The organism is Pseudomonas luteola NBRC 103146, from assembly GCF_002091675.1.
GTDB classification, from domain to species: domain Bacteria; phylum Pseudomonadota; class Gammaproteobacteria; order Pseudomonadales; family Pseudomonadaceae; genus Chryseomonas; species Chryseomonas luteola.
The window spans coordinates 46,946-63,917 of the sequence record NZ_BDAE01000020.1 but is presented as its reverse complement, the minus strand read 5'-3'; the positions used below and the strand labels follow the sequence as shown (position 1 = coordinate 63,917).

Genomic DNA, 16,972 nt, shown 5'->3' with positions numbered 1-16,972 from the left:
ACCCTGGCTGCCTGGTGTGCCTGCTCACCTATGACCGAGTATTAGCCGAGCCGAACACTCAAAACGTCGATGCGGCATTGGCTTGCCTCATTGAGGGCGTACAACGTCGGTAAAGAAACAGGAAGCGCCGGTTCATTCGTGAATCTCCAGCGGTGCCATGTCTGCGGCAACACATGGCAACCCTCCCCTTTCTGTTCATAGGATCGATGCACATGGCAGCCAAGAAGTCAGGCCAGGCCACTGCTAAACCCAAGCCACGTAAGACCACGACCAAGAAGCCACAAGCCCAGGCCACGCCCATAGAGCCGGTAAAGCTCACCGAGGAGCAAATACTCGTCGCTGACATGGACCCACGGCACGTTAAGTTCGTGGATGCGTACCTACAGACGTATAACCAAACAAAAGCCTACCAGGCCGCTGGATTCGAGGCTGTGACGCCTAATTCAGCCTGTGTTTTGGGAGGCCGTTTGTTAAAAACGGTAAACGTCATTCGCCTACTGGCACTTCGAACCAAGGCCATGTTCGACGACTCCGAGGACCTACGCACCAGGGCGCTCCAATCCATTGTTGGCCTGGCCTTTGCCGATCCTAACGAACTGACCGAGCATCGCCGCGAGTGCTGCCGCCACTGCTATGGCGAGAATCACGAGTACCAATTCAAGCCTGCCGAGTTCAAAAGGCACCAGGACGACTACGAGGAGGCCGTTAAGAAGGCCATTCGTGACGAGATAGAGCCGCCAGACTTCGACCCGAAAGGCGGTATTGGCTATGACCCACGCAGGCCGCCGATTGAAAGCTGCCCTGAATGCTTTGGCGAGGGCATCGACCGCCTGGTGCTCAAGGACACCCGCGACCTGTCACCGGCTGCGCAGCTGCTGTATGCAGGCGTGAAGCAGACCAAGGACGGCATCGAGGTGCTGACCCATGACCAGACCAAGGCCCGAGACCTGCTGTACCGCATCCTCAAGCTGACTGAGCCGGAAGAAGCCAAGGTAGTGGCTGTGCTTGATCCCGATAAGCTGGACGCTATCTACGAAAAAGCCGCTGAGAATGCCCTTAAAGGCCGCTTGGAAGTGGAAAAGCGCCGTGACGAGCTTAAAGCAATGCTCAGGGACATCAAATGAAGGCCCAGCGAGCGCGCAGATTGAACGATCACGGTCTAACCCATGCCAGCCTATGCAGTTTGGCCGTTACGTGGCTTAAACGCGCAAATAGCGCAGGCGGCCCAAACTGTACCGTGGCTGTCAGTGAAGTGGCTGGCGGATGGGGCGGCGAGATACCCGACGCCATAGGGTTCACCCTGGCCCATGACGGCACCGCCTCAACCGTTATCGAAGCAAAGGTTTCACGTTCTGACTTTCTTGCCGATAAGAAGAAACCGCACCGCCAGGCAGGCGGAATGGGCAGCTGGCGCTATTTCATGGCACCGGCTGGCCTGATTAAGCCCGAGGAGCTGCCCGAGGGGTGGGGATTGATCGACGTAACCCCTGGCGGCATCTGCCGCGTTGTGGCTGGCGCGATGAAGGCCGCCCGCAAGCTGGGCTATCAGGAGTTGCGTGACCAGCAGGCTGCCTGGCGCTGGGAGGACTGTAATCGGGAGCGGGAAACCTGGCTGCTAATCACTCTGCTGGCGCGTGTCGGCGACGTAGAGAAGGCCAACCAGGACCGCCGCGAGCTGTTTCGTATGAACAAAAGCCTGCATGAAGCGCTTGAGCAGGAGCGCGAACGATCCAAGGCGCTGCGCAGGGAGCTGGCCTTGTACCAGCGGGAAGAACGGATGAAGGCCCCGCCCCGCAAAATGGCCTAAATTTGTTATCAAAAGATACTAGACAAGCCTCCCTCTAATGTGAAATTATTGCGTTACTTTCCGGCGCAATATAGCGCAATAACTTCGCATTAGGTGAAGCATGAGCAGTCTCAACCTCCCCCAACTAGCGCAAGCCACTTGCTCGCCCGTTCTTAAGATGAAGCCAGACCTTGAACGGATCGAAGCCCAAGCCCGTAACGGTGTAACTCTGGTGGGAGGCGCTGTTTCAAGCTTTGTTCAGCTGCTGATGGTTAAGAACCTGGTGCGTAAGACCGAAGTCCTGGCCGGTATGCTGGCTGACTTTCAAGACCCGCTGTCAGTCGCCGTTAAAGAGCACTTGGACGACGCCGCGCGCCAGATGGTCGGCTTTAACACTGACCACTACGCCCCGTTTGAGCGCCAGCGCGAATACCTTGAGGCTGCTGCCGATGCTGTGCTGGCCGCTGCTGCCGCTATCGAAACCCCTGCCCAATGCCTGCCGCCTGCCCTGGTGCTTGAGCCGGTCATTATGGAGCCTATCAACCCGAACCCTGTTTATGACCTGGCCACGTTTGACGGCGTGCTGGCGGCCTATCGCCACTTGCTAGAAGCCAAGCCAGGCCAGCTGCTGCACGTTGGCGATACCTATGCGGGCCTTGATGCTGACGGCAACCTATTCGGCTGCTCAGCCCATGCCGACGGCTCGCCTGATATGGACTGTCAATTCGATTTCGAGCGGCGTAGCTGGGATAGCGAGCGCCAGTGCTGGGATGGCGAGGCCGACTCCATCGAGACCGCGCAGCATGTGTACCTGCCCGTCTTTGTTCACTTCAATCCTTTCTGAGGTATGCAGTATGAGTGACCAACCACAAAACGCTATGAGTCAGACTATGGAAGCCTTCTTTGCGCCGCCTGAGCCTGCGCAAGAAGTCGTCACCCTGCTGCGTAGCGACGTCGAAACGATCCTTAAGGCCCTGGAGGATACCGGCGCTATACCTGAGCATGCGCGCGGCCTTGACCTGCGCTTGCGTGAGCCTGCTGTCCAGTTGTGGGCTATTCATAGCGTAGGACCTAACGAAACCTATCCCTGCGCCAGCAAGGAGGATGCAGAGAAGGCACGCCAGGCGATTATTGACTCGTGCAATAGCTACTTTAGGGACACGGAGCAGCTTGAGCACTATGTTGAGCCTGTCGTTGAGGTGATCCCGTCGCCTTGGGAGCCTGCCGAGCATTACCGCATCATGGCCGAGGAGAAGACCGAGCATTACGACGCGCTGCTGGCGCACTACCAGGTGCAGACAAAGCTGCTACAGGCGTCCACGGTCAACGAGCCGACCGAGGCGCTATGGGCCGTTCATAACGCCGAGACAGGCATAAGCACGCCCTGCGAAAGCAAAGAGGCGGCTGAGCGCCAGTGTCGTAACCGTATCGCTATGGATGAGGCGGGTAAAGCGCCAGTCGTGAGCGTGATTCCTTCGCCCTTCAAGCCAGGCGAGCACTACAAAAAGCTGTTTGAAAAAGAGCAAGCGTCGCTTGAAAGCTTGATAGATGCGTATACGTCGGCAATGGCTTCCGCCTGGTGGCCTGGCGACGCTGCCGAGTCCGCCCAATGAGAGCGCTGTCAATCCGGCAACCCTGGGCCTGGCTAATCGTCCACGGCGGGAAGATCATAGAAAATCGCACCTGGTACACCAAGCACCGTGGGGCTTTCCTAATTCACGCATCCAAGGGCATGACAAAAGCGGAATACGGTTTCGTGCGCCGCTACTGCATTGAGCGAAACTTGACGCTGCCCCCGCCAATGGAGCAATTACAGCGCGGCGGCATTGTGGGAATGGTTGACCTGGTGAACTGCCACGAGCGCCACGATTCCCCCTGGTACATGACTGGCCATATCGGCTTTGAGCTGGCCAACCCTAAACCCCTGCCCTTTACGCCCATGCGTGGGCAGCTGGGATTCTTCGAAACTGGTATCGAGCCCTAGTGATGACTGAACTAGACCCTAAAGAACGCGACCGGATCATGCGCAAGATCAAGCATTGTCTGGCGCTATCCAAGAGCGCCAACGAGCACGAGGCCGCTGCCGCCATGCGCCAGGCTCAGGCCCTTATGCGCAAGTTCCGTCTAACCGATATGGACGTAAAGGTCTCGGACGTGGGCGAAACCAAGTCTGATATCGAGATGGCTCGCCGCCCGCTATGGGATATGGCGCTGTCTACTCTGGTAGGCGACGTGTTTGGCTGTCGCGTGCTGGATCGTTCCACCTGGAGCGACGCAAAAGGTTGCAGGGTAAAGCTTGCGGTATTCATTGGCGTCAACCCTGCGCCCGAGATTGCCAAGTACGCCTATGAGTCGCTGTATCGTCAGCTTAAGAAGGCCCGCGCCAGCTATGTTGCCGATATCCGTTCTATGCGCGGTCGTCAGCGTCCGACGCCCGAAACGCAGGGCAATCACTTTGCCATTGGCTGGCTGTACGCTGTTGAGGAGAAAATTCGCGCCCTGGTGCCGACGGGAGAGGATGGCGAGCCCGAGCAGGTGAGCGCCAGCGACTCAAAAGCCCTGATTGCCATTGAATCCAACGATAAGGCGCTGATTGATGCCTACCTGGCTGGCCGCGTCATTAAGAAGGCTCGCGACACAAGAACCCCTGACCTTGATCCGTTTTCGCAGTATGCAGGCATGCTGGCCGGAGAGAGGGCCGTTATAAATCCTGGCGTTGCATCTGCTGGCGCTGACGTGCTGGCGCTTGAGAGCGACGCCGATGCCGAGAGTTAAGCGAACGCCAGAGGCGCGCCGCGAAGCCAAGAAAAGCCACACCGCGAACGCCCTGGCCAAGTCCCGAGAGGAGCTATCCGATAGCTACATTCGCCGCTTGATCGTTGTGGAGCGTGGTTACAAGCCAGGCGACCCGATAACGCCCGAGCGGATCGAGGCCAAGCGCCAGGGCATTGCCGACAAGCGTGCCCGCCGCAAGGCCAGGAAAACCCGAAAGCCTAAGCCCGCGCCGCGTGTAAGACGCGACGAGGAGCAGCTAGACCTGTTCAATCCTTCATCCGAGATTACCGCCATGACTGCAAGCCAGCACGACCAAGCCTATCCCAATAGGCCGACACACCCTGCCTTCCCTAACCAGACCACTGACGGTAGCGACAAAGACGCGGGTATGAGCCTGCTGGCCTACTTCATGGCCCATGCGCCAGCTGAGCCGCAACCCTGGTTTAAGCCTGAGCCTGACGAGCCTGAGCCAATGCCTTATATCGATGGGAGTGACGCTCCCCGACCCGAGCGCTATACGAGCGCTGATGCAACGATTCCGAATAGGGCTAACCATGCGCATGTCGATTGGAAGCGCAGACTAGACCGCGCCCGCTATGTCCAGTGGCCCCGCGCCTGGGCGCTGGCGCAGATTGAGCAGCTGAACAAGTAACCGGCAGAGACCGGAAGGACGTCACCCCTTGAACGCCATGACCGCAAGTCACTTGCTCGAATCAGCCATTCAGGCCGAAGGCGACAAATGCCAGTACCTGGCGCAGGCCGTAACCGATACCGCTATCAAGGCGGGATTGCTCGAACCTGGTGCCGCGCCTGGCTGGGCTCAGCTGTTCTTTCTGCTGAATGACCTGGGCGACTTGGTTGTACAGCTGCAAAAGCAGCTTGGCATAGCGGGCAACGTCTGCCCTACATGCAACGACTTGCGTTCTGTCCTGACGCAATACAGCGGTATAGGCCCCTGCCCTACCTGTTCAAACAAATAACCTTCGCTGGAGTAAATTTGATGACCGAAGCAACAAGTCGTGCCATGACCGTGGAAGACATGGCTATTCGTGTGCGCAAGCTGCTGGCGCATCTCAAGCCGAAAAGCGCTAAGGAGATGATTGCCGTTCGCGAGCTGCACGCACTGGTAGAGAACGTGCTGATACACCAGCAGCCTGCTACCACTGCGCCAGCAGGAAGCCAGCACAAGGATAGCGGCCAATGAGCAACGAAAGCGCCCTTAAGGCCCGTATCGAGCACCTGGAATCGGCCATTGTTGGCGCGTGCGTCTCCCTGCGCGCCAATGAGGATGCAAACATAGCCCTGGAGCTGCTGCAAACGGCCTTTGCTACCAATACGCTGCCGCTTGACCTGACACCTCAGCCAGCGGGCGAAACCGACGAGGAGGCCAGCGTAGGCAATCTGACGTACCAGGGCTGCACCGTGAGTCACTGGCACCACTCTGCCGAGCGCTATGGCCAGGTCATAGGCCAAGCCTGGCGCGTGCTGATGCAGCATGGCGTTATGCCGTATGACGGGCACAAGCTGCCCGAGGCGATAGAGGCAGCATTGAGCAAGCAAGGTGCTAGCACTGAGCAGGCGGAGCACCAGCAACCCGCTATTCCATTGAAGTCGCCAGGCGATAACTAATAAAGCTAGCATGCTGCATGCATTGTGCTAGCATAGTGATACCGGACTGGCACCGCAGTGGTGCCGGTCATTCTTCCTCAAAGGTTCCCGCCATGACTGATAAGAGTCCTGCTCCGACGCTGTCGGATGAAGAATGCCGCACCTTCCTGGCAGAGTCGTGCGACCTGCACGACATGCTTAATGCCATCTATGCCAAGGGCTTCGCTGATGGCCAGGCGTCGCGCATCGATCCGGCAAGCGAAGCCGTTAATGACTTTATGGTGGCAGCGGATGCGCTTAACGCAGCCGTTAAGCGGCTACTTCCGCAGGTGAGGCTAGACCCGTTTGCCGTTGATTCTATGCACGCCCTAATCATCAACCTGGAAAAAAGCCATACCCGCGCCAAGCTCCACCAGCGCAAGCACCGCGACACTGTCGAGACGCTAGAGAATGAGGTGGCGCGACACCGCAAGGCATACGACCTGGCTATTGCTCAGGCCAATAAAGAGTTTTGGGCCTGGCAAGGCGACGGCACGGACCATCTTGAGAGCCTGGCCTGTCCGGTCATGATCCAAGCCAGTGACTTGCGCCAGCTGTCTGGTGCAAACCTCAAGCGCTTTGAGTGTATCGGCAAAGGTGGCTCCTATGAGTTGCTAGGCGATGCGATACCGGCAGGCGAGGCCCGCGAAGAAGGCATGACGATGCTGGCCGTCTACCGAGAAACCGAGGGCGCTCGCCGCTTGTTCTATCGCTACCCTGGCGACTTTGCCAAGCGCATGAGAAAGCTAGCAGACTGATACCACTAAGCAAGCCACTTGCGAGCACTAAGATAGCACTATGAATCAAAAGATATACGACGAAGGCTATGCCGACGGGCAGGAGCTGCAAGCGGGCGAGGTTAAGCGACTGGAGGAAGAAAATCAGTCGCTGTGCGAACAAATAGCGCAAGGCGCTGAGCGCATAAGTGACCTGGTTGCTAAGAGTTCTGACCTTGCGCAGGAGCTGGACGATATGCGCCTTCGTGCCATTACAGCAGAAGGCAGGCTAAGCGCTGCGAAGGAGTCCATCCTAATCCGAGACCAGCGCTATGAGCGGCTAACCAAGGAGCTGAATGGTTTGCGCCAGGCCATTGATAGCCATATCGAAGGCAACCTTACGGAGACCTATCGCGACCATGTGAACGGTCGAAACGTCGCGCACGAGCTTTACGAGGATATCGAAGCTCTACGCAAGCTAATCGAGCCCAAGGAATAGACCATGAAGCAGTACCTTGACCTGTTAAGCCACATTTACGAAAAGGGCGCGTTCAAAGACGACCGCACCGGAACGGGCACCTATAGCGTGTTCGGCTATCAGATGCGTTTCGACCTAGCGGAAGGCTTCCCCCTGGTCACAACCAAGGCGTGTCACGTGCGCTCTATCATTCATGAGCTGCTGTGGTTCCTGCGTGGCGATACCAATATCGCGTACCTCAAGGAGAACGGCGTTTCGATATGGGATGAGTGGGCCGACGAGAACGGCAACCTTGGGCCGGTCTACGGCTACCAGTGGCGCAGCTGGCCAGCGCCAGATGGGCGCAGTATCGATCAGATTACCAACGTCATCGAGCAGATAAAGGCCAACCCTGATTCGCGCCGCTTGATCGTATCGGCCTGGAACCCTGCCCTGGTGGATGAGATGGCCCTGCCGCCATGTCATGCCCTGTTCCAGTTTTACAGCCGTGAGATGAGCGTAGGCCAGCGCCTTAAGGTATCGGACGACAAGAGTCTTTATCCTGGTATCGACTTCTCTACTGACGCCTGTCATGAGCGCGGATGGATCGCGACCGATTGGGTAACGCCTGACGGCCCTGTTGCTGCCTACCTGGATGAGCATGGCGTACCGCGTCGTGTGCTGTCCTGCCAGCTCTATCAGCGCTCTGCCGATACCTTCCTTGGGGTTCCGTTCAATATCGCCTCCTACGCGCTCCTGACGATGATGGTGGCCGCTCAGACGGGGCACGCGCCAGGTGAGTTCATCTGGACGGGTGGTGACGTTCATCTGTATGCCAACCATATCCAGCAGGTCGAAACGCAGCTTAAGCGAGAGCCCAAGCCGCTGCCCAAGATGACGCTAAACCCGAGCGTTAAAAGCCTGTTCGACTATACGTTCGACGACTTCACTTTGACCGGCTATGACCCTCACCCCGCCATCAAAGCGCCAGTAGCCGTATAACGGGAAAGCGCCCGCGCTGGCGCTTGCCTGCCTCCCCTACGCTTGGCGGACTCACCTGGAGCCCGCCATGTCCGAACTGCTCAAGCTGTACCGTGCCCGCCGCTACTACCGCGCCCTGAACGACCGGCCTGCAATGGCCTATTACACGATCCTGATACACGCCGCCGAGGCTGATTTAGGCGCTAGCGCTTAGCCTGCATACCGTTAGCACTCTGTATGCACTGTGCTAGCACCCTGCTGGCGCAATGTGCTATTGTCTGGGCACTTCCAGCCAGAGGACTGCCCGACCGTGGATATGATTATCTGCAAGCTGACTGACCGCTTTTATCAGAACGCTGACGCCACGTATTCGCTCTACAAAGCCCGCGCCAATGGGCCTAAATTCTTTACTGCCGTATTCGAGGGTAAGAACGCGCCAGCTCCACGTAAAACCGTAGAGCTGACCTTGTTCGGCGCATGGGAAAAGCACCCCAAGTACGGCAAGCAATTCAAGATTGAGCGCATCGAGCCATTCAAGAAAACTTCACTAGACGAAGCCAAGCAGCGCCGCCAGGCTACCCGCGCGCTAGGCGATACAGGGGAGCAAGTAGCATGACCGAAGAAACAGGCAAGCCGGTTGATTTTGGGCCGGAGGCACTGACCATGCCAGGCGGCTCCATCGCCTTTCCGCAAGGCGACGTAGAGGTACACGTTTTTGATGCGGTAAATGAGAGCGCGCTTCGCCCTGGGCCGAGAAAGGGCGTTCGCCTGGTACACAAGCCGTCCGGTATCGAGGTGAGTCGCTTTACAGAGGACAGTCTTGATTTAAACCGTCAGCGCGCTTTGTTAGACCTGCTGGAAGCGCTTGCAAACCGAGGCAAGACGGCTCCCCTTGCTGGAGTAGAGGCGCTGGCGCTTGGGGCGACCATTTACAGGCGGCCCGAGCGTGGTAACGCCCCTGATTGGGCCGAGGCCGAGCGCATCGCCAATCTGCCTGCCGTTCATGAGGCGCTAAAGAACTTTGCCCATGATGCGACCGATAGCAATGGCGTAGAGATTGTGCTTGCCGTACTGGACGAGGCATTCAAAGCGAAGGGGAGTCGGTAGCATGAAACACAGACCAAAGGGCAGCATGTGCGTGACGTGCGCCCATGCTTTGCGTAACTGCTCGCACCTGCCGTTTGAGGCCATGCCGGTCATTGCCAGGGATCGCGACGGCGTGTCAGTGGTGCGCTGTGGTGACTTCATGCGGGCCGGTAACGACCGCGATAGCACGCGCCTACTGTCGAACCTGGCTGGCGCATATCCTAATAACACCCTAGTACAGGCTGCCTACCGCGCCTACTTGGCTCAGAGCCTGACGTCTAATGAGGCGCTGGCCGAGGTATTCGAAGCCCTGATTGAGTTCCAGCAGGCCCGCATCGCGGAAGACTTGCACAAGGCAATGATGGCCCCGCTATCGCCGATGCTTGGCAAGTTCAACACAACCGTGTGAAATACAGCACCCTGCTAGCAGGACGGCAGCAGAGCGCGTGCTGTACGCTAGCAGGCTGATACCAACTAGAACGTAAGGACAGACGATGAAAATTGCAGTAGCGAACCCGAAGGGCGGCGTAGGCAAAACGATGATAAGCGTTCAGATATCGATAGAACGCGCGCGTATTGGTCGCAAGGTACTGCTAGCGGACGGAGACCCGCAAAAGACCAGCAGCAACGCCACAACGGTGCGTATGCGGGCCGGTATCGAGCCTGTCGTGATGGGCGCGCATCTGCCGCATGGCGATGAGTTCTTTCACCAGGTCGCCAACCAAGGCGCATTGTACGACGATGTGGTGATGGACGTGGGTGGTTTCGACTCCGAGGCCCTGCGTTCGGCCCTGGTACTGGCTGACGTGCTGCTGGTGCCGGTTCATCCACGCGCGTTCGATAGCTGGGCGCTGGGCCGCATGAGCCAACTCATTCAGGACGCCAACCGTTCGCGCGTCATGGCCAATCGCTCGCCCGTCACGACCTACTGCATTCTCAGCAAAGCTGACCCGCTAATTAAGGGCAAGCACACCAGCGACAACCTATCCACCATAGAAGCCATCGATCATTTTGAGACGCTGCCGTATCTCGAAGCCCCCTTGGTTGACCGCAAGTCATTTGCGCTATCGGCGGCAATGGGCCTTTCCGTTGAGGAGATGCCCAAGGCCGAGCGTGACGAGAAGGCGTGCGAGGAGCTGCGCACGTTAATGGCGGCCATCTTCGAGAACGTAATACCGCCGCGTATCGATGAAACAGAGGAAGTAAAACCGTCATGAAAAAAGCACGCCCAAGCCATCTGCCGCCAGATGATGCGGTAAGCCTGGAGCAGGCCACTCAGGCATTCCGAAAAGGAGCCGAGCCTGCCTTTACCGAGCCGGAAAAGGAAGCCCCAAAAGCGCCAGTGCGCCAGCCTAAGACCAAGGCCGGAACCGAGCGCGTCACGCCCGTTCTGGAAACCAGCATGGTGCTGGAGCTGGACGAGGCCGCCGAGATCATGAGCCGCAAGACGGGCACCAAATACAGCCGCAATTCCGTTATCCGCGTCGCCTGCCGTGAGTTCCTAGACCGGCTGCAATCCTCCGACAAGTAAGCCCCTCTGCCGCCTGCCCGTCGCGGGCGGCATCTCCCTCTCAATTCCTGTATCAGACGCTTGCAAAGCCTTTGGCCGTTTGCGAAGATATTGCGTATATTTGCCGCGTCTGGCATGAAATTGTTTCGCATGAGCTAGGAGTTATGGCAAAAAAACGAATCCCTATTGTTGGGCCTACCAAGCGGCCCACGAAAGATGAGGTTTTAGAGGCCCGAAAGGCGGTCGGTTATTCTCAGACCGAGGCCGCCAATGTCATTCGGGTATCGCTGCGCCAGTGGCAAAACTACGAAAGCGGCGAGAGTGAAATGCACCCTATTTTCTGGCGCTACTTCTGCCAAACCTTCAACCTGGAGCCCTAACGATGAACGCTGATTATCAGGCAGAACAAGCAAAGCGCGCCGAGGAGGCTGCGCAGTACCAGGCGTGGATTCATGGGCTTTCGTATGGCGATAAGGTCGCCTATGGGAATGGTCGGACCTGGACCCTTTATACGGTCGAGCGCTTAACCGCTACGCAGATCGTAACTCTTGAGGGCGCACGCTTTCGCCTAAAGGATGGCGGGCAGGTCGGCGTTAATCAGTATTGGCATATCCAGCCGGTCACGGATGAAGTGCAGGCCCAAATGCAAGAGCGCGCCAACCGCACCCGCTTTGCCTGCCTCAAGCCCGAAAGGCTAAGTGCTCAGCAGATTGCTGCTGCGCTCAAGGCCATTGACGACCTGGACCTTAAGCCCATGTGGACAAAGGCGGAAATAACCGAGTTTGACCAGCTGGTAAACGCAGTTAGCAGCCTTAACCAGGTTAAGCGCATCGAGGCCAATTTCAAGCAACGCGAGTTCGTCGAGAAGCATGGCCAGGAGAAGTGCGACGCCATGTTCAAGCACCTGGAGAGCGGCGGCGAGAAAGAAGACGGCCCATTAGTCAAGGCCAGTCCGGCCAAGTAAGGAAAGCGTCATGCTGCGCGATGAGCGGGAGCGTATTCGCAAGGAGCTAGAAGCACATTCGGGGAAGTGCGTTGTATGGCTGGCTGAGCAGTTGTTAGACCTGCTCAATGCCGCCGATAAAACCGAACGACTGGAGCGGCATATACAGCAGCTTGAACTAGAGCTTGCCGAGCACCGCCAGGACACTGATAAACCTTAAGGTGACGTATGAGTAGTCTCACCATAGGCCAACGGATCGCCGAGACCGAGGCCGAAATTGCGCGGTTAGTTGAGGCCGCAAGTAAAGCGCATCAATATTCAGGCTATGCCGATACCGCGCAGGCCCGTCGCGTTGACAAAGAATATGCGTATGAGCTTGATGCGCGCATCAGGAACCTGCGCCGCTCCCTTTCCATTGAGATAGGCGATATCGCGCTCTATCCAATGCCGACCGATCCTGGCGCGGTGGATGCAGATGGCTTTTCGGCCTTTGCCAGGCTCTGCCGCGACGCCGAGGAGGAGCGCAAAGCGGCCCGCCGTGAAGCCATGCGCCCCGCGCTTGAAAATCAGCGCCGGTTCGGAAAGTTAGAAAAAATGACCATCGTCCAGCAGATAGCATGCGGCATCCGATCAAAGACCGCGCCGCATCCGTTCATTGTTGACCCGATTACGCGCGAGCCGTTGACCGCTTAAATCCTATTTTCTGTTCAGGATAAGCCGTATGAACCGCACGCCTCTCGCCGCTCCACTGCTGGATACTGCCAGCACTCCTGCCCCCAAGACTACGGCACGCCCCGCGCGCGTGCCCAAGCCCACCAAGGCCGAGAAGAAGGCCGCCAAGCGTAAGCGCCAGGACCAGCGTTACCTAGTGCCGCTAATGCTGGCTGTGACGCGCCAGAACATTCGCCAGATTCTGGAGAATGCCGAGCAGCACACCTGGCAGCTCCACGACCAAGGCATGCTGAGCCTGCTGCTGAGCCCCGAGGTTGTATTGACCATTGGCAGTAACGAGGACCGCGCGCCTAACACGGCCTGCATCCAGACGCACCGCTATGGCTATGAGCACATGGTTTTGAGTGGCGAGGCTATCGATACCACGTATGTGGCGCACCTGGGCGGCCTGGGCCATGCCCGCCAGGAGGCGACGGTGGACGAGGCGGGCTACAGTCCTGTCGGCTTCAAAGTGTTCTGCGGCCTGGATGAGGTCCGCACCGTTACCTTGCGCATTGGCGAAAGCGTGATTCATACGCCTGACGAGCCGTGCTGCTTTACGCTGGCGCATGGCGCTGTAGTCGTGTCTCGTCGTGACGTTGAGAGCGACCGGCAGACGGCCTACTTCTACAGCCGCAAGGAAGCCCGCGAGAATCTGCCGCGCGTTGCTACTGCATCGAGCGAGGACGTGGCCCGCATCGTCGGCCAGGCCCTTGAGCTGTGGCGCATCTCCAGCGGGGAGGCTGCGTAATGACTCGCAAGCACCAGCATTACTTTCATAGCGTCGAGCACCTGTCCGTCATTGACGTGTACCGCATCTGTGAGATGTATGTGGACGACCCCAGCGGCGCGACGCAGCACGCAATCAAAAAGCTGCTTCTGCCTGGCCAGCGTGGCGGTGGAAAGGGCCGGATTAAGGACCTACGAGAGGCCGCCGATACGATCAAGCGCCGTATCGAGATGCTGCTAGAGGATGAGGCGGCAGAGGCCGTTATTGCTGCGCCCATGCCTGACCTTGATGAAGCGCTTAGCGCTATGTTGGTCGCGCAGCAGGAAGATGCAGTGGAGGCGGGCCAGGCCGTAGCGCCGGAAGGCTGGGAGCGTGGTGACGTGCTACGGCTTCGCATTGATGTGGGCGTAAGCGCTTGGAAGGTAGGTGATGAGCTTTTTGTTCAGCGGCATAGTAAGGGTGCCGCCTGCTCATACATAACGGTTTCAAACGTGCTCAGAGAGCCGCATGCCTTGCCGCCAGAGGGCTGCCATGACTTTTGCTTTCCATCGAATTGCCTGGCGCTTACTCAAGCGTTCGAGTGGATGCGCGCCCGAAATTAGAGCCAGCGCCCTGCTAGCATAATGCACGCATGGGGCTGTCATACTGATAGCTCCATTTTTGAACCAAAAGATAACAAATTTTGTTATCAGGTGCTTGCAAACGGCAAGTGACTTGCGTAGTCTTCTCTCTGCCCGATACAGGGCAAGAATGCGGCATAGATCGCACTTCTATACCTAAGTCCAGCTGGATGGCTGGCCACCAGAGAGAACACAAAATGTCACGTCATAACGTTGTTTTTGCTCGTGCTTTAACTTTCATTTCGTCCCGCTATGGTCGCAAGGCAGCCACGCTGTACGTGCGTCAGCGCCTGCAAGGTTTTACGGCGCGTGAGGCTCGTTTAAATGCCGTTCATGCCGATAAGGCTATTCGCCCATGCTCTGCCGCTGAATACGACGCCGCTCTGTTAAGCGCGGGCGTTCGTGTCGAGTTCAACCGACTAGGCGACATTCTGGTTAAGCGTGAAGGGCAGGTTATTGCCATGTCCGTCGCTCGCGGCTCCGAGATCGCCTACTTCATCGACCAGCGTCAGAAAGCAGCTTAAGGACCGTCCGTAATGAGCTACTACAAATCCAACGATCCGCACGTATTGGCCGCACGCCAGCAGTTCATTGCCGCCTGCCATCGAGTGCAGCGCGAAGGTGAAGCCTTTGCCGCGACCTTTCCCGATGCCGTCGCCGTGTTCCATAACGATGCCAGGGGCCGCCGCTTTGCGGGCCTGCGCTTCACTGGCGTGGATAACGACGCAGTGCTGGACTGCTGGACAGATGCCAACCCGTCGCGCGGCTTCTCTCGCGTACCGCGCAATGTGCCAATGGAAGGCTACCCGCCTGGCCGTGACGATGAAGTCATGGAGGATATCGAGGTGCTACGCGGACGTTGGGTACATAACGCGCCTTACTTCGAAGCCGATATGACGCCGCTACTGGCAACCCTGGGTATCGACCTGCATAGCACGAGCGCAGGGCACGGCCTGCATTGGTTTGACGGCCTGGACGGTTATTTCTACTTCCATGCTCGCACCGCTGCCGATGCGTGCTGCATTGAAATCCTGGGTAGCGAGTACCGCGCCGCCGAAGACGCCCGCATGGCCTCCGAAACCGACCAGCGCCAGCAGGGCCGCGTGTTCTAAATCCCTCCCACCTGAGCGGGCTGTAGAGCCCGCCTTTCCAAAGGTAGACACCATGAGCAAGCACACTATTGCGAGCCTAACGAGAGCGGGCGTTATCAAGCGCGGCGACAAGGGAATGCACGTCGAATTATCAGCCTTACGCCTGGTTGAGAACTTCAATATGCGGGAGGAGGGCGAGCGCCTGGAGAAATCCATTGACGAGCTGGCGGAGGCCATCATTGACGGTATCAAGCGCGGCAAGCCGCTCAAGCTGCCTAATATCGAGGTTGAGCCTAACGAGTTCGGCACGCTGGACGTTGTCGAAGGGCACCGCCGCACCAGGGCTTACCGCAAGGTCGTTGCAGCAGGCTATGACGTTGGCCGCATCTTTATCGATGAGTTCAAGGGCTCGTCAGCCGAGAAGAAGGCGCGCATTGCCAGCAGTAACAACCAGCTGCCGCTACTGCCTATCGAGCAGGCCAGGCTGTATGCCTCCCTGCGCGACGAGGATGGTTTGAACAACCAGCAGATTGCCGACCTTGTGTTTAAGAAGCGCCAGCACGTTGAGCAGATGCTCAAGCTGTATGACGCAGGTCCCGAGGTAATGGAGCAGGTCAGTACAGGCGTGATATCTGCCGCGACCGCTGTGGACCTGGCGCGCAAGCATGGCGATGACACGGCCAAGGTGATCCGCCAGGAGCACGCCAAAGCGATCAAGCAAGGCCAGCAGAAGGTCATGCCCAAGACAATCAAGGCAGGCTCCGTGCCTAAGAGCCTGGTAGATGACCTGGTAGCAGTTGCCAAACGCTTTGCTAGCGAGCTGCCTGCCGAGGTGCTGGCGCAGGTCCAGCGCTACCGCAGCGGGGAGAAAGCGCTAGGCGATTCGACGGCACAAATCAGCATACGCACCCTAAACGCCCTGGTAGCCACTGCCTTGCACGTTAGCGACGTTAAGGCAGACAAGGAGCGCCAGGCCGAGGAAAAGCGCCAGCAGGCCGCGCAGGAGGCTCAGAGCAATGATGTTTAATCCTGGAGACCGCGCAGTGATCGTTAATAGCGAGGATTCGCGCTGCCTTGGCTCAGGCGTGGCTATTGAGGCCGCGCTAGGCAATGGCCCTGATGTTAAGTACCAGGGCGACTGCTGGCGCGTCGAGACAACCGAGCCCGTCTATGCCGTGCGCCTGGTACATGGCCAATTCATGGGCTGTACGATGATAAGCGGCGCGCTTGCAATGGATTCGCCTGTAGACGTGTTCCGCGAAAGCTATCTGATGCCCATAGGCGGGCTTCCTCTGGCCGAAACGGCAGGTCAGCTTGAGGTATCGCTATGATTGACTTTGGTTTCCTTGGCGATGCGACGTTGCGCACTAAGATTCGCTGCACCGCTGATGTGGTTGAAGCGCTCTTGGATAAGCGGTCTCCCAGCGTGGGCACTGTCGCTGCTAACCGCGTGAGTCTGGAAGCTCCGCCGTTCCCTAAAAAGCCAGGCGCAGATAGCCCCGCAGATTGCGAGGCCAGGCGCGAGCTGGGCAAGACGATAGAGGCCATGTTCGCCATGAGCCTTGGCTTTGAGAGCGAAACCTATACCCGCCAGATAGTAGATGTGCCACGCGCGCCAGCCCCCGCGCTCAGGTATCAGGAAATGCTTGATTCAATTGAGAAGGCGGCTACCACTATCAAGGAGGATCGTCTATCCAGCGCGGACCGCAATCTAATGATGCAGTTGCGCCCGACTCCAATGCTGACCGGAACCGTCAATCATTTGCAGGAGCGCAAGTGGGCGCACCGTGTCATGTATCAGCGCCAGCGCCGGTTCAACGAGCGACCAATGTGGATGGTCGTTCGGACAGCTGACGGCCTGTACGTCCATCCTGACCTAGCGCGCAAGATCAGCGAGGCTATCGCCAAGGAGCAGTAAG

At 58.1% G+C, this 16,972-nt stretch carries 30 protein-coding genes; all 30 read left to right on the top strand.

The window, feature by feature from the left end:
- Positions 1-212: 212 nt before the first annotated feature.
- Positions 213-1,124: a terminase small subunit gene (locus tag PLU01S_RS19050; RefSeq protein WP_074829707.1), complete on the top strand. Its 912-nt coding sequence runs from the start codon at positions 213-215 to the stop codon at positions 1,122-1,124.
- A 113-nt stretch (positions 1,125-1,237) separates the two neighbouring features.
- On the top strand, positions 1,238-1,807 hold the full coding sequence (locus PLU01S_RS19045; protein ID WP_139803986.1) for an adenylosuccinate synthase: 570 nt from the start codon (positions 1,238-1,240) through the stop codon (positions 1,805-1,807).
- Between the two features lie 100 nt (positions 1,808-1,907).
- Entirely contained in the window at positions 1,908-2,630 is a 723-nt protein-coding gene (locus PLU01S_RS19040) for a hypothetical protein (protein WP_139208930.1), read from the top strand.
- A gap of 10 nt (positions 2,631-2,640) precedes the next feature.
- Positions 2,641-3,399 (top strand): hypothetical protein, encoded by a 759-nt coding sequence (locus PLU01S_RS19035; RefSeq protein WP_139208929.1) that lies wholly within the window; start codon positions 2,641-2,643, stop codon positions 3,397-3,399.
- Positions 3,396-3,770, top strand: coding sequence for an ASCH domain-containing protein (locus tag PLU01S_RS19030; RefSeq protein ID WP_074829695.1), 375 nt, complete (start codon positions 3,396-3,398; stop codon positions 3,768-3,770). Before PLU01S_RS19035 ends, PLU01S_RS19030 begins: the two co-directional genes overlap by 4 nt.
- Before the next feature lie 2 nt (positions 3,771-3,772).
- Positions 3,773-4,561: a DUF7168 domain-containing protein gene (locus tag PLU01S_RS19025; protein WP_074829692.1), complete on the top strand. Its 789-nt coding sequence runs from the start codon at positions 3,773-3,775 to the stop codon at positions 4,559-4,561.
- A complete protein-coding gene (locus PLU01S_RS19020) occupies positions 4,548-5,213 on the top strand; it encodes a hypothetical protein (protein ID WP_074829690.1) in 666 nt (221 codons plus the stop codon). Before PLU01S_RS19025 ends, PLU01S_RS19020 begins: the two co-directional genes overlap by 14 nt.
- Before the next feature lie 28 nt (positions 5,214-5,241).
- Positions 5,242-5,541, top strand: a complete 300-nt coding sequence (locus PLU01S_RS19015; RefSeq protein ID WP_139208927.1) for a hypothetical protein — start codon at positions 5,242-5,244, stop codon at positions 5,539-5,541.
- Between the two features lie 20 nt (positions 5,542-5,561).
- The gene (locus tag PLU01S_RS19010) at positions 5,562-5,765 is read left to right on the top strand and encodes a hypothetical protein (protein WP_074829680.1); all 204 of its coding nucleotides are present in this window, start codon (positions 5,562-5,564) and stop codon (positions 5,763-5,765) included.
- Positions 5,762-6,190, top strand: coding sequence for a hypothetical protein (locus tag PLU01S_RS19005; protein WP_074829678.1), 429 nt, complete (start codon positions 5,762-5,764; stop codon positions 6,188-6,190). Before PLU01S_RS19010 ends, PLU01S_RS19005 begins: the two co-directional genes overlap by 4 nt.
- Positions 6,191-6,282: 92 nt before the next feature.
- Entirely contained in the window at positions 6,283-6,966 is a 684-nt protein-coding gene (locus PLU01S_RS19000) for a hypothetical protein (protein ID WP_074829675.1), read from the top strand.
- A 40-nt stretch (positions 6,967-7,006) separates the two neighbouring features.
- Positions 7,007-7,423: a hypothetical protein gene (locus PLU01S_RS18995; RefSeq protein WP_074829673.1), complete on the top strand. Its 417-nt coding sequence runs from the start codon at positions 7,007-7,009 to the stop codon at positions 7,421-7,423.
- A gap of 3 nt (positions 7,424-7,426) precedes the next feature.
- Entirely contained in the window at positions 7,427-8,383 is a 957-nt protein-coding gene (gene thyA, locus PLU01S_RS18990) for a thymidylate synthase (protein WP_074829671.1), read from the top strand.
- 67 nt (positions 8,384-8,450) lie between these two features.
- Positions 8,451-8,576 carry a hypothetical protein gene (locus PLU01S_RS26345; protein WP_267888712.1) on the top strand — a complete coding sequence of 42 codons (126 nt, stop codon included), beginning with the start codon at positions 8,451-8,453 and terminating at the stop codon, positions 8,574-8,576.
- A 102-nt stretch (positions 8,577-8,678) separates the two neighbouring features.
- Positions 8,679-8,978 (top strand): YrrC family ATP-dependent DNA helicase, encoded by a 300-nt coding sequence (locus tag PLU01S_RS18985; protein WP_425326534.1) that lies wholly within the window; start codon positions 8,679-8,681, stop codon positions 8,976-8,978.
- The gene (locus tag PLU01S_RS18980; protein ID WP_074829665.1) at positions 8,975-9,469 is read left to right on the top strand and encodes a hypothetical protein; all 495 of its coding nucleotides are present in this window, start codon (positions 8,975-8,977) and stop codon (positions 9,467-9,469) included. The genes PLU01S_RS18985 and PLU01S_RS18980 overlap by 4 nt, the downstream gene beginning before the upstream one ends.
- Before the next feature lies 1 nt (position 9,470).
- Complete coding sequence (locus PLU01S_RS18975) at positions 9,471-9,857, top strand: hypothetical protein (protein ID WP_074829663.1); 387 nt, start codon at positions 9,471-9,473, stop codon at positions 9,855-9,857.
- 85 nt (positions 9,858-9,942) lie between these two features.
- Entirely contained in the window at positions 9,943-10,665 is a 723-nt protein-coding gene (locus PLU01S_RS18970; RefSeq protein ID WP_074829661.1) for an AAA family ATPase, read from the top strand.
- Entirely contained in the window at positions 10,662-10,979 is a 318-nt protein-coding gene (locus PLU01S_RS18965; protein WP_074829658.1) for a hypothetical protein, read from the top strand. The genes PLU01S_RS18970 and PLU01S_RS18965 overlap by 4 nt, the downstream gene beginning before the upstream one ends.
- A gap of 143 nt (positions 10,980-11,122) precedes the next feature.
- Positions 11,123-11,338: a helix-turn-helix domain-containing protein gene (locus PLU01S_RS18960; protein WP_074829655.1), complete on the top strand. Its 216-nt coding sequence runs from the start codon at positions 11,123-11,125 to the stop codon at positions 11,336-11,338.
- Between the two features lie 2 nt (positions 11,339-11,340).
- Positions 11,341-11,922 (top strand): hypothetical protein, encoded by a 582-nt coding sequence (locus PLU01S_RS18955; RefSeq protein WP_074829652.1) that lies wholly within the window; start codon positions 11,341-11,343, stop codon positions 11,920-11,922.
- A 10-nt stretch (positions 11,923-11,932) separates the two neighbouring features.
- On the top strand, positions 11,933-12,121 hold the full coding sequence (locus PLU01S_RS18950) for a hypothetical protein (RefSeq protein ID WP_074829648.1): 189 nt from the start codon (positions 11,933-11,935) through the stop codon (positions 12,119-12,121).
- 8 nt (positions 12,122-12,129) lie between these two features.
- Positions 12,130-12,594: a hypothetical protein gene (locus PLU01S_RS18945; RefSeq protein WP_074829643.1), complete on the top strand. Its 465-nt coding sequence runs from the start codon at positions 12,130-12,132 to the stop codon at positions 12,592-12,594.
- A gap of 28 nt (positions 12,595-12,622) precedes the next feature.
- The gene (locus tag PLU01S_RS18940; RefSeq protein WP_074829640.1) at positions 12,623-13,363 is read left to right on the top strand and encodes a hypothetical protein; all 741 of its coding nucleotides are present in this window, start codon (positions 12,623-12,625) and stop codon (positions 13,361-13,363) included.
- The gene (locus PLU01S_RS18935) at positions 13,363-13,944 is read left to right on the top strand and encodes a hypothetical protein (protein WP_074829637.1); all 582 of its coding nucleotides are present in this window, start codon (positions 13,363-13,365) and stop codon (positions 13,942-13,944) included. Before PLU01S_RS18940 ends, PLU01S_RS18935 begins: the two co-directional genes overlap by 1 nt.
- A gap of 215 nt (positions 13,945-14,159) precedes the next feature.
- Entirely contained in the window at positions 14,160-14,486 is a 327-nt protein-coding gene (locus PLU01S_RS18930; RefSeq protein ID WP_074829633.1) for a hypothetical protein, read from the top strand.
- A 12-nt stretch (positions 14,487-14,498) separates the two neighbouring features.
- Positions 14,499-15,074: a hypothetical protein gene (locus tag PLU01S_RS18925; RefSeq protein ID WP_074829631.1), complete on the top strand. Its 576-nt coding sequence runs from the start codon at positions 14,499-14,501 to the stop codon at positions 15,072-15,074.
- 52 nt (positions 15,075-15,126) lie between these two features.
- Positions 15,127-16,080: a ParB/RepB/Spo0J family partition protein gene (locus tag PLU01S_RS18920; protein ID WP_074829628.1), complete on the top strand. Its 954-nt coding sequence runs from the start codon at positions 15,127-15,129 to the stop codon at positions 16,078-16,080.
- Positions 16,070-16,384 (top strand): hypothetical protein, encoded by a 315-nt coding sequence (locus PLU01S_RS18915; RefSeq protein WP_074829626.1) that lies wholly within the window; start codon positions 16,070-16,072, stop codon positions 16,382-16,384. Before PLU01S_RS18920 ends, PLU01S_RS18915 begins: the two co-directional genes overlap by 11 nt.
- Positions 16,381-16,971: a hypothetical protein gene (locus PLU01S_RS18910; RefSeq protein ID WP_074829625.1), complete on the top strand. Its 591-nt coding sequence runs from the start codon at positions 16,381-16,383 to the stop codon at positions 16,969-16,971. Before PLU01S_RS18915 ends, PLU01S_RS18910 begins: the two co-directional genes overlap by 4 nt.
- Position 16,972: the final 1 nt, after the last annotated feature.

What these genes read in the sequence shown, in the direction of transcription:
- PLU01S_RS19010 (WP_074829680.1), top strand. Translation starts at nt 5,562, where the DNA reads ATGACCGAAGCAACAAGTCGTGCCATGACCGTGGAAGACATGGCTATT.
- PLU01S_RS18915 (WP_074829626.1), top strand. Translation starts at nt 16,070, where the DNA reads ATGATGTTTAATCCTGGAGACCGCGCAGTGATCGTTAATAGCGAGGAT.
- PLU01S_RS18945 (WP_074829643.1), top strand. Translation starts at nt 12,130, where the DNA reads ATGAGTAGTCTCACCATAGGCCAACGGATCGCCGAGACCGAGGCCGAA.
- PLU01S_RS19000 (WP_074829675.1), top strand. Translation starts at nt 6,283, where the DNA reads ATGACTGATAAGAGTCCTGCTCCGACGCTGTCGGATGAAGAATGCCGC.
- PLU01S_RS18965 (WP_074829658.1), top strand. Translation starts at nt 10,662, where the DNA reads ATGAAAAAAGCACGCCCAAGCCATCTGCCGCCAGATGATGCGGTAAGC.
- PLU01S_RS18935 (WP_074829637.1), top strand. Translation starts at nt 13,363, where the DNA reads ATGACTCGCAAGCACCAGCATTACTTTCATAGCGTCGAGCACCTGTCC.
- PLU01S_RS19005 (WP_074829678.1), top strand. Translation starts at nt 5,762, where the DNA reads ATGAGCAACGAAAGCGCCCTTAAGGCCCGTATCGAGCACCTGGAATCG.
- PLU01S_RS19050 (WP_074829707.1), top strand. Translation starts at nt 213, where the DNA reads ATGGCAGCCAAGAAGTCAGGCCAGGCCACTGCTAAACCCAAGCCACGT.
- PLU01S_RS18975 (WP_074829663.1), top strand. Translation starts at nt 9,471, where the DNA reads ATGAAACACAGACCAAAGGGCAGCATGTGCGTGACGTGCGCCCATGCT.
- PLU01S_RS18930 (WP_074829633.1), top strand. Translation starts at nt 14,160, where the DNA reads ATGTCACGTCATAACGTTGTTTTTGCTCGTGCTTTAACTTTCATTTCG.
- PLU01S_RS19040 (WP_139208930.1), top strand. Translation starts at nt 1,908, where the DNA reads ATGAGCAGTCTCAACCTCCCCCAACTAGCGCAAGCCACTTGCTCGCCC.
- PLU01S_RS18970 (WP_074829661.1), top strand. Translation starts at nt 9,943, where the DNA reads ATGAAAATTGCAGTAGCGAACCCGAAGGGCGGCGTAGGCAAAACGATG.
- PLU01S_RS18920 (WP_074829628.1), top strand. Translation starts at nt 15,127, where the DNA reads ATGAGCAAGCACACTATTGCGAGCCTAACGAGAGCGGGCGTTATCAAG.
- PLU01S_RS18980 (WP_074829665.1), top strand. Translation starts at nt 8,975, where the DNA reads ATGACCGAAGAAACAGGCAAGCCGGTTGATTTTGGGCCGGAGGCACTG.
- PLU01S_RS26345 (WP_267888712.1), top strand. Translation starts at nt 8,451, where the DNA reads ATGTCCGAACTGCTCAAGCTGTACCGTGCCCGCCGCTACTACCGCGCC.
- PLU01S_RS19035 (WP_139208929.1), top strand. Translation starts at nt 2,641, where the DNA reads ATGAGTGACCAACCACAAAACGCTATGAGTCAGACTATGGAAGCCTTC.
- PLU01S_RS18925 (WP_074829631.1), top strand. Translation starts at nt 14,499, where the DNA reads ATGAGCTACTACAAATCCAACGATCCGCACGTATTGGCCGCACGCCAG.
- PLU01S_RS19030 (WP_074829695.1), top strand. Translation starts at nt 3,396, where the DNA reads ATGAGAGCGCTGTCAATCCGGCAACCCTGGGCCTGGCTAATCGTCCAC.
- PLU01S_RS18950 (WP_074829648.1), top strand. Translation starts at nt 11,933, where the DNA reads ATGCTGCGCGATGAGCGGGAGCGTATTCGCAAGGAGCTAGAAGCACAT.
- PLU01S_RS19020 (WP_074829690.1), top strand. Translation starts at nt 4,548, where the DNA reads ATGCCGAGAGTTAAGCGAACGCCAGAGGCGCGCCGCGAAGCCAAGAAA.
- PLU01S_RS19025 (WP_074829692.1), top strand. Translation starts at nt 3,773, where the DNA reads ATGACTGAACTAGACCCTAAAGAACGCGACCGGATCATGCGCAAGATC.
- PLU01S_RS18985 (WP_425326534.1), top strand. Translation starts at nt 8,679, where the DNA reads ATGATTATCTGCAAGCTGACTGACCGCTTTTATCAGAACGCTGACGCC.
- PLU01S_RS18940 (WP_074829640.1), top strand. Translation starts at nt 12,623, where the DNA reads ATGAACCGCACGCCTCTCGCCGCTCCACTGCTGGATACTGCCAGCACT.
- PLU01S_RS18995 (WP_074829673.1), top strand. Translation starts at nt 7,007, where the DNA reads ATGAATCAAAAGATATACGACGAAGGCTATGCCGACGGGCAGGAGCTG.
- PLU01S_RS18955 (WP_074829652.1), top strand. Translation starts at nt 11,341, where the DNA reads ATGAACGCTGATTATCAGGCAGAACAAGCAAAGCGCGCCGAGGAGGCT.
- PLU01S_RS18910 (WP_074829625.1), top strand. Translation starts at nt 16,381, where the DNA reads ATGATTGACTTTGGTTTCCTTGGCGATGCGACGTTGCGCACTAAGATT.
- PLU01S_RS18960 (WP_074829655.1), top strand. Translation starts at nt 11,123, where the DNA reads ATGGCAAAAAAACGAATCCCTATTGTTGGGCCTACCAAGCGGCCCACG.
- thyA (WP_074829671.1), top strand. Translation starts at nt 7,427, where the DNA reads ATGAAGCAGTACCTTGACCTGTTAAGCCACATTTACGAAAAGGGCGCG.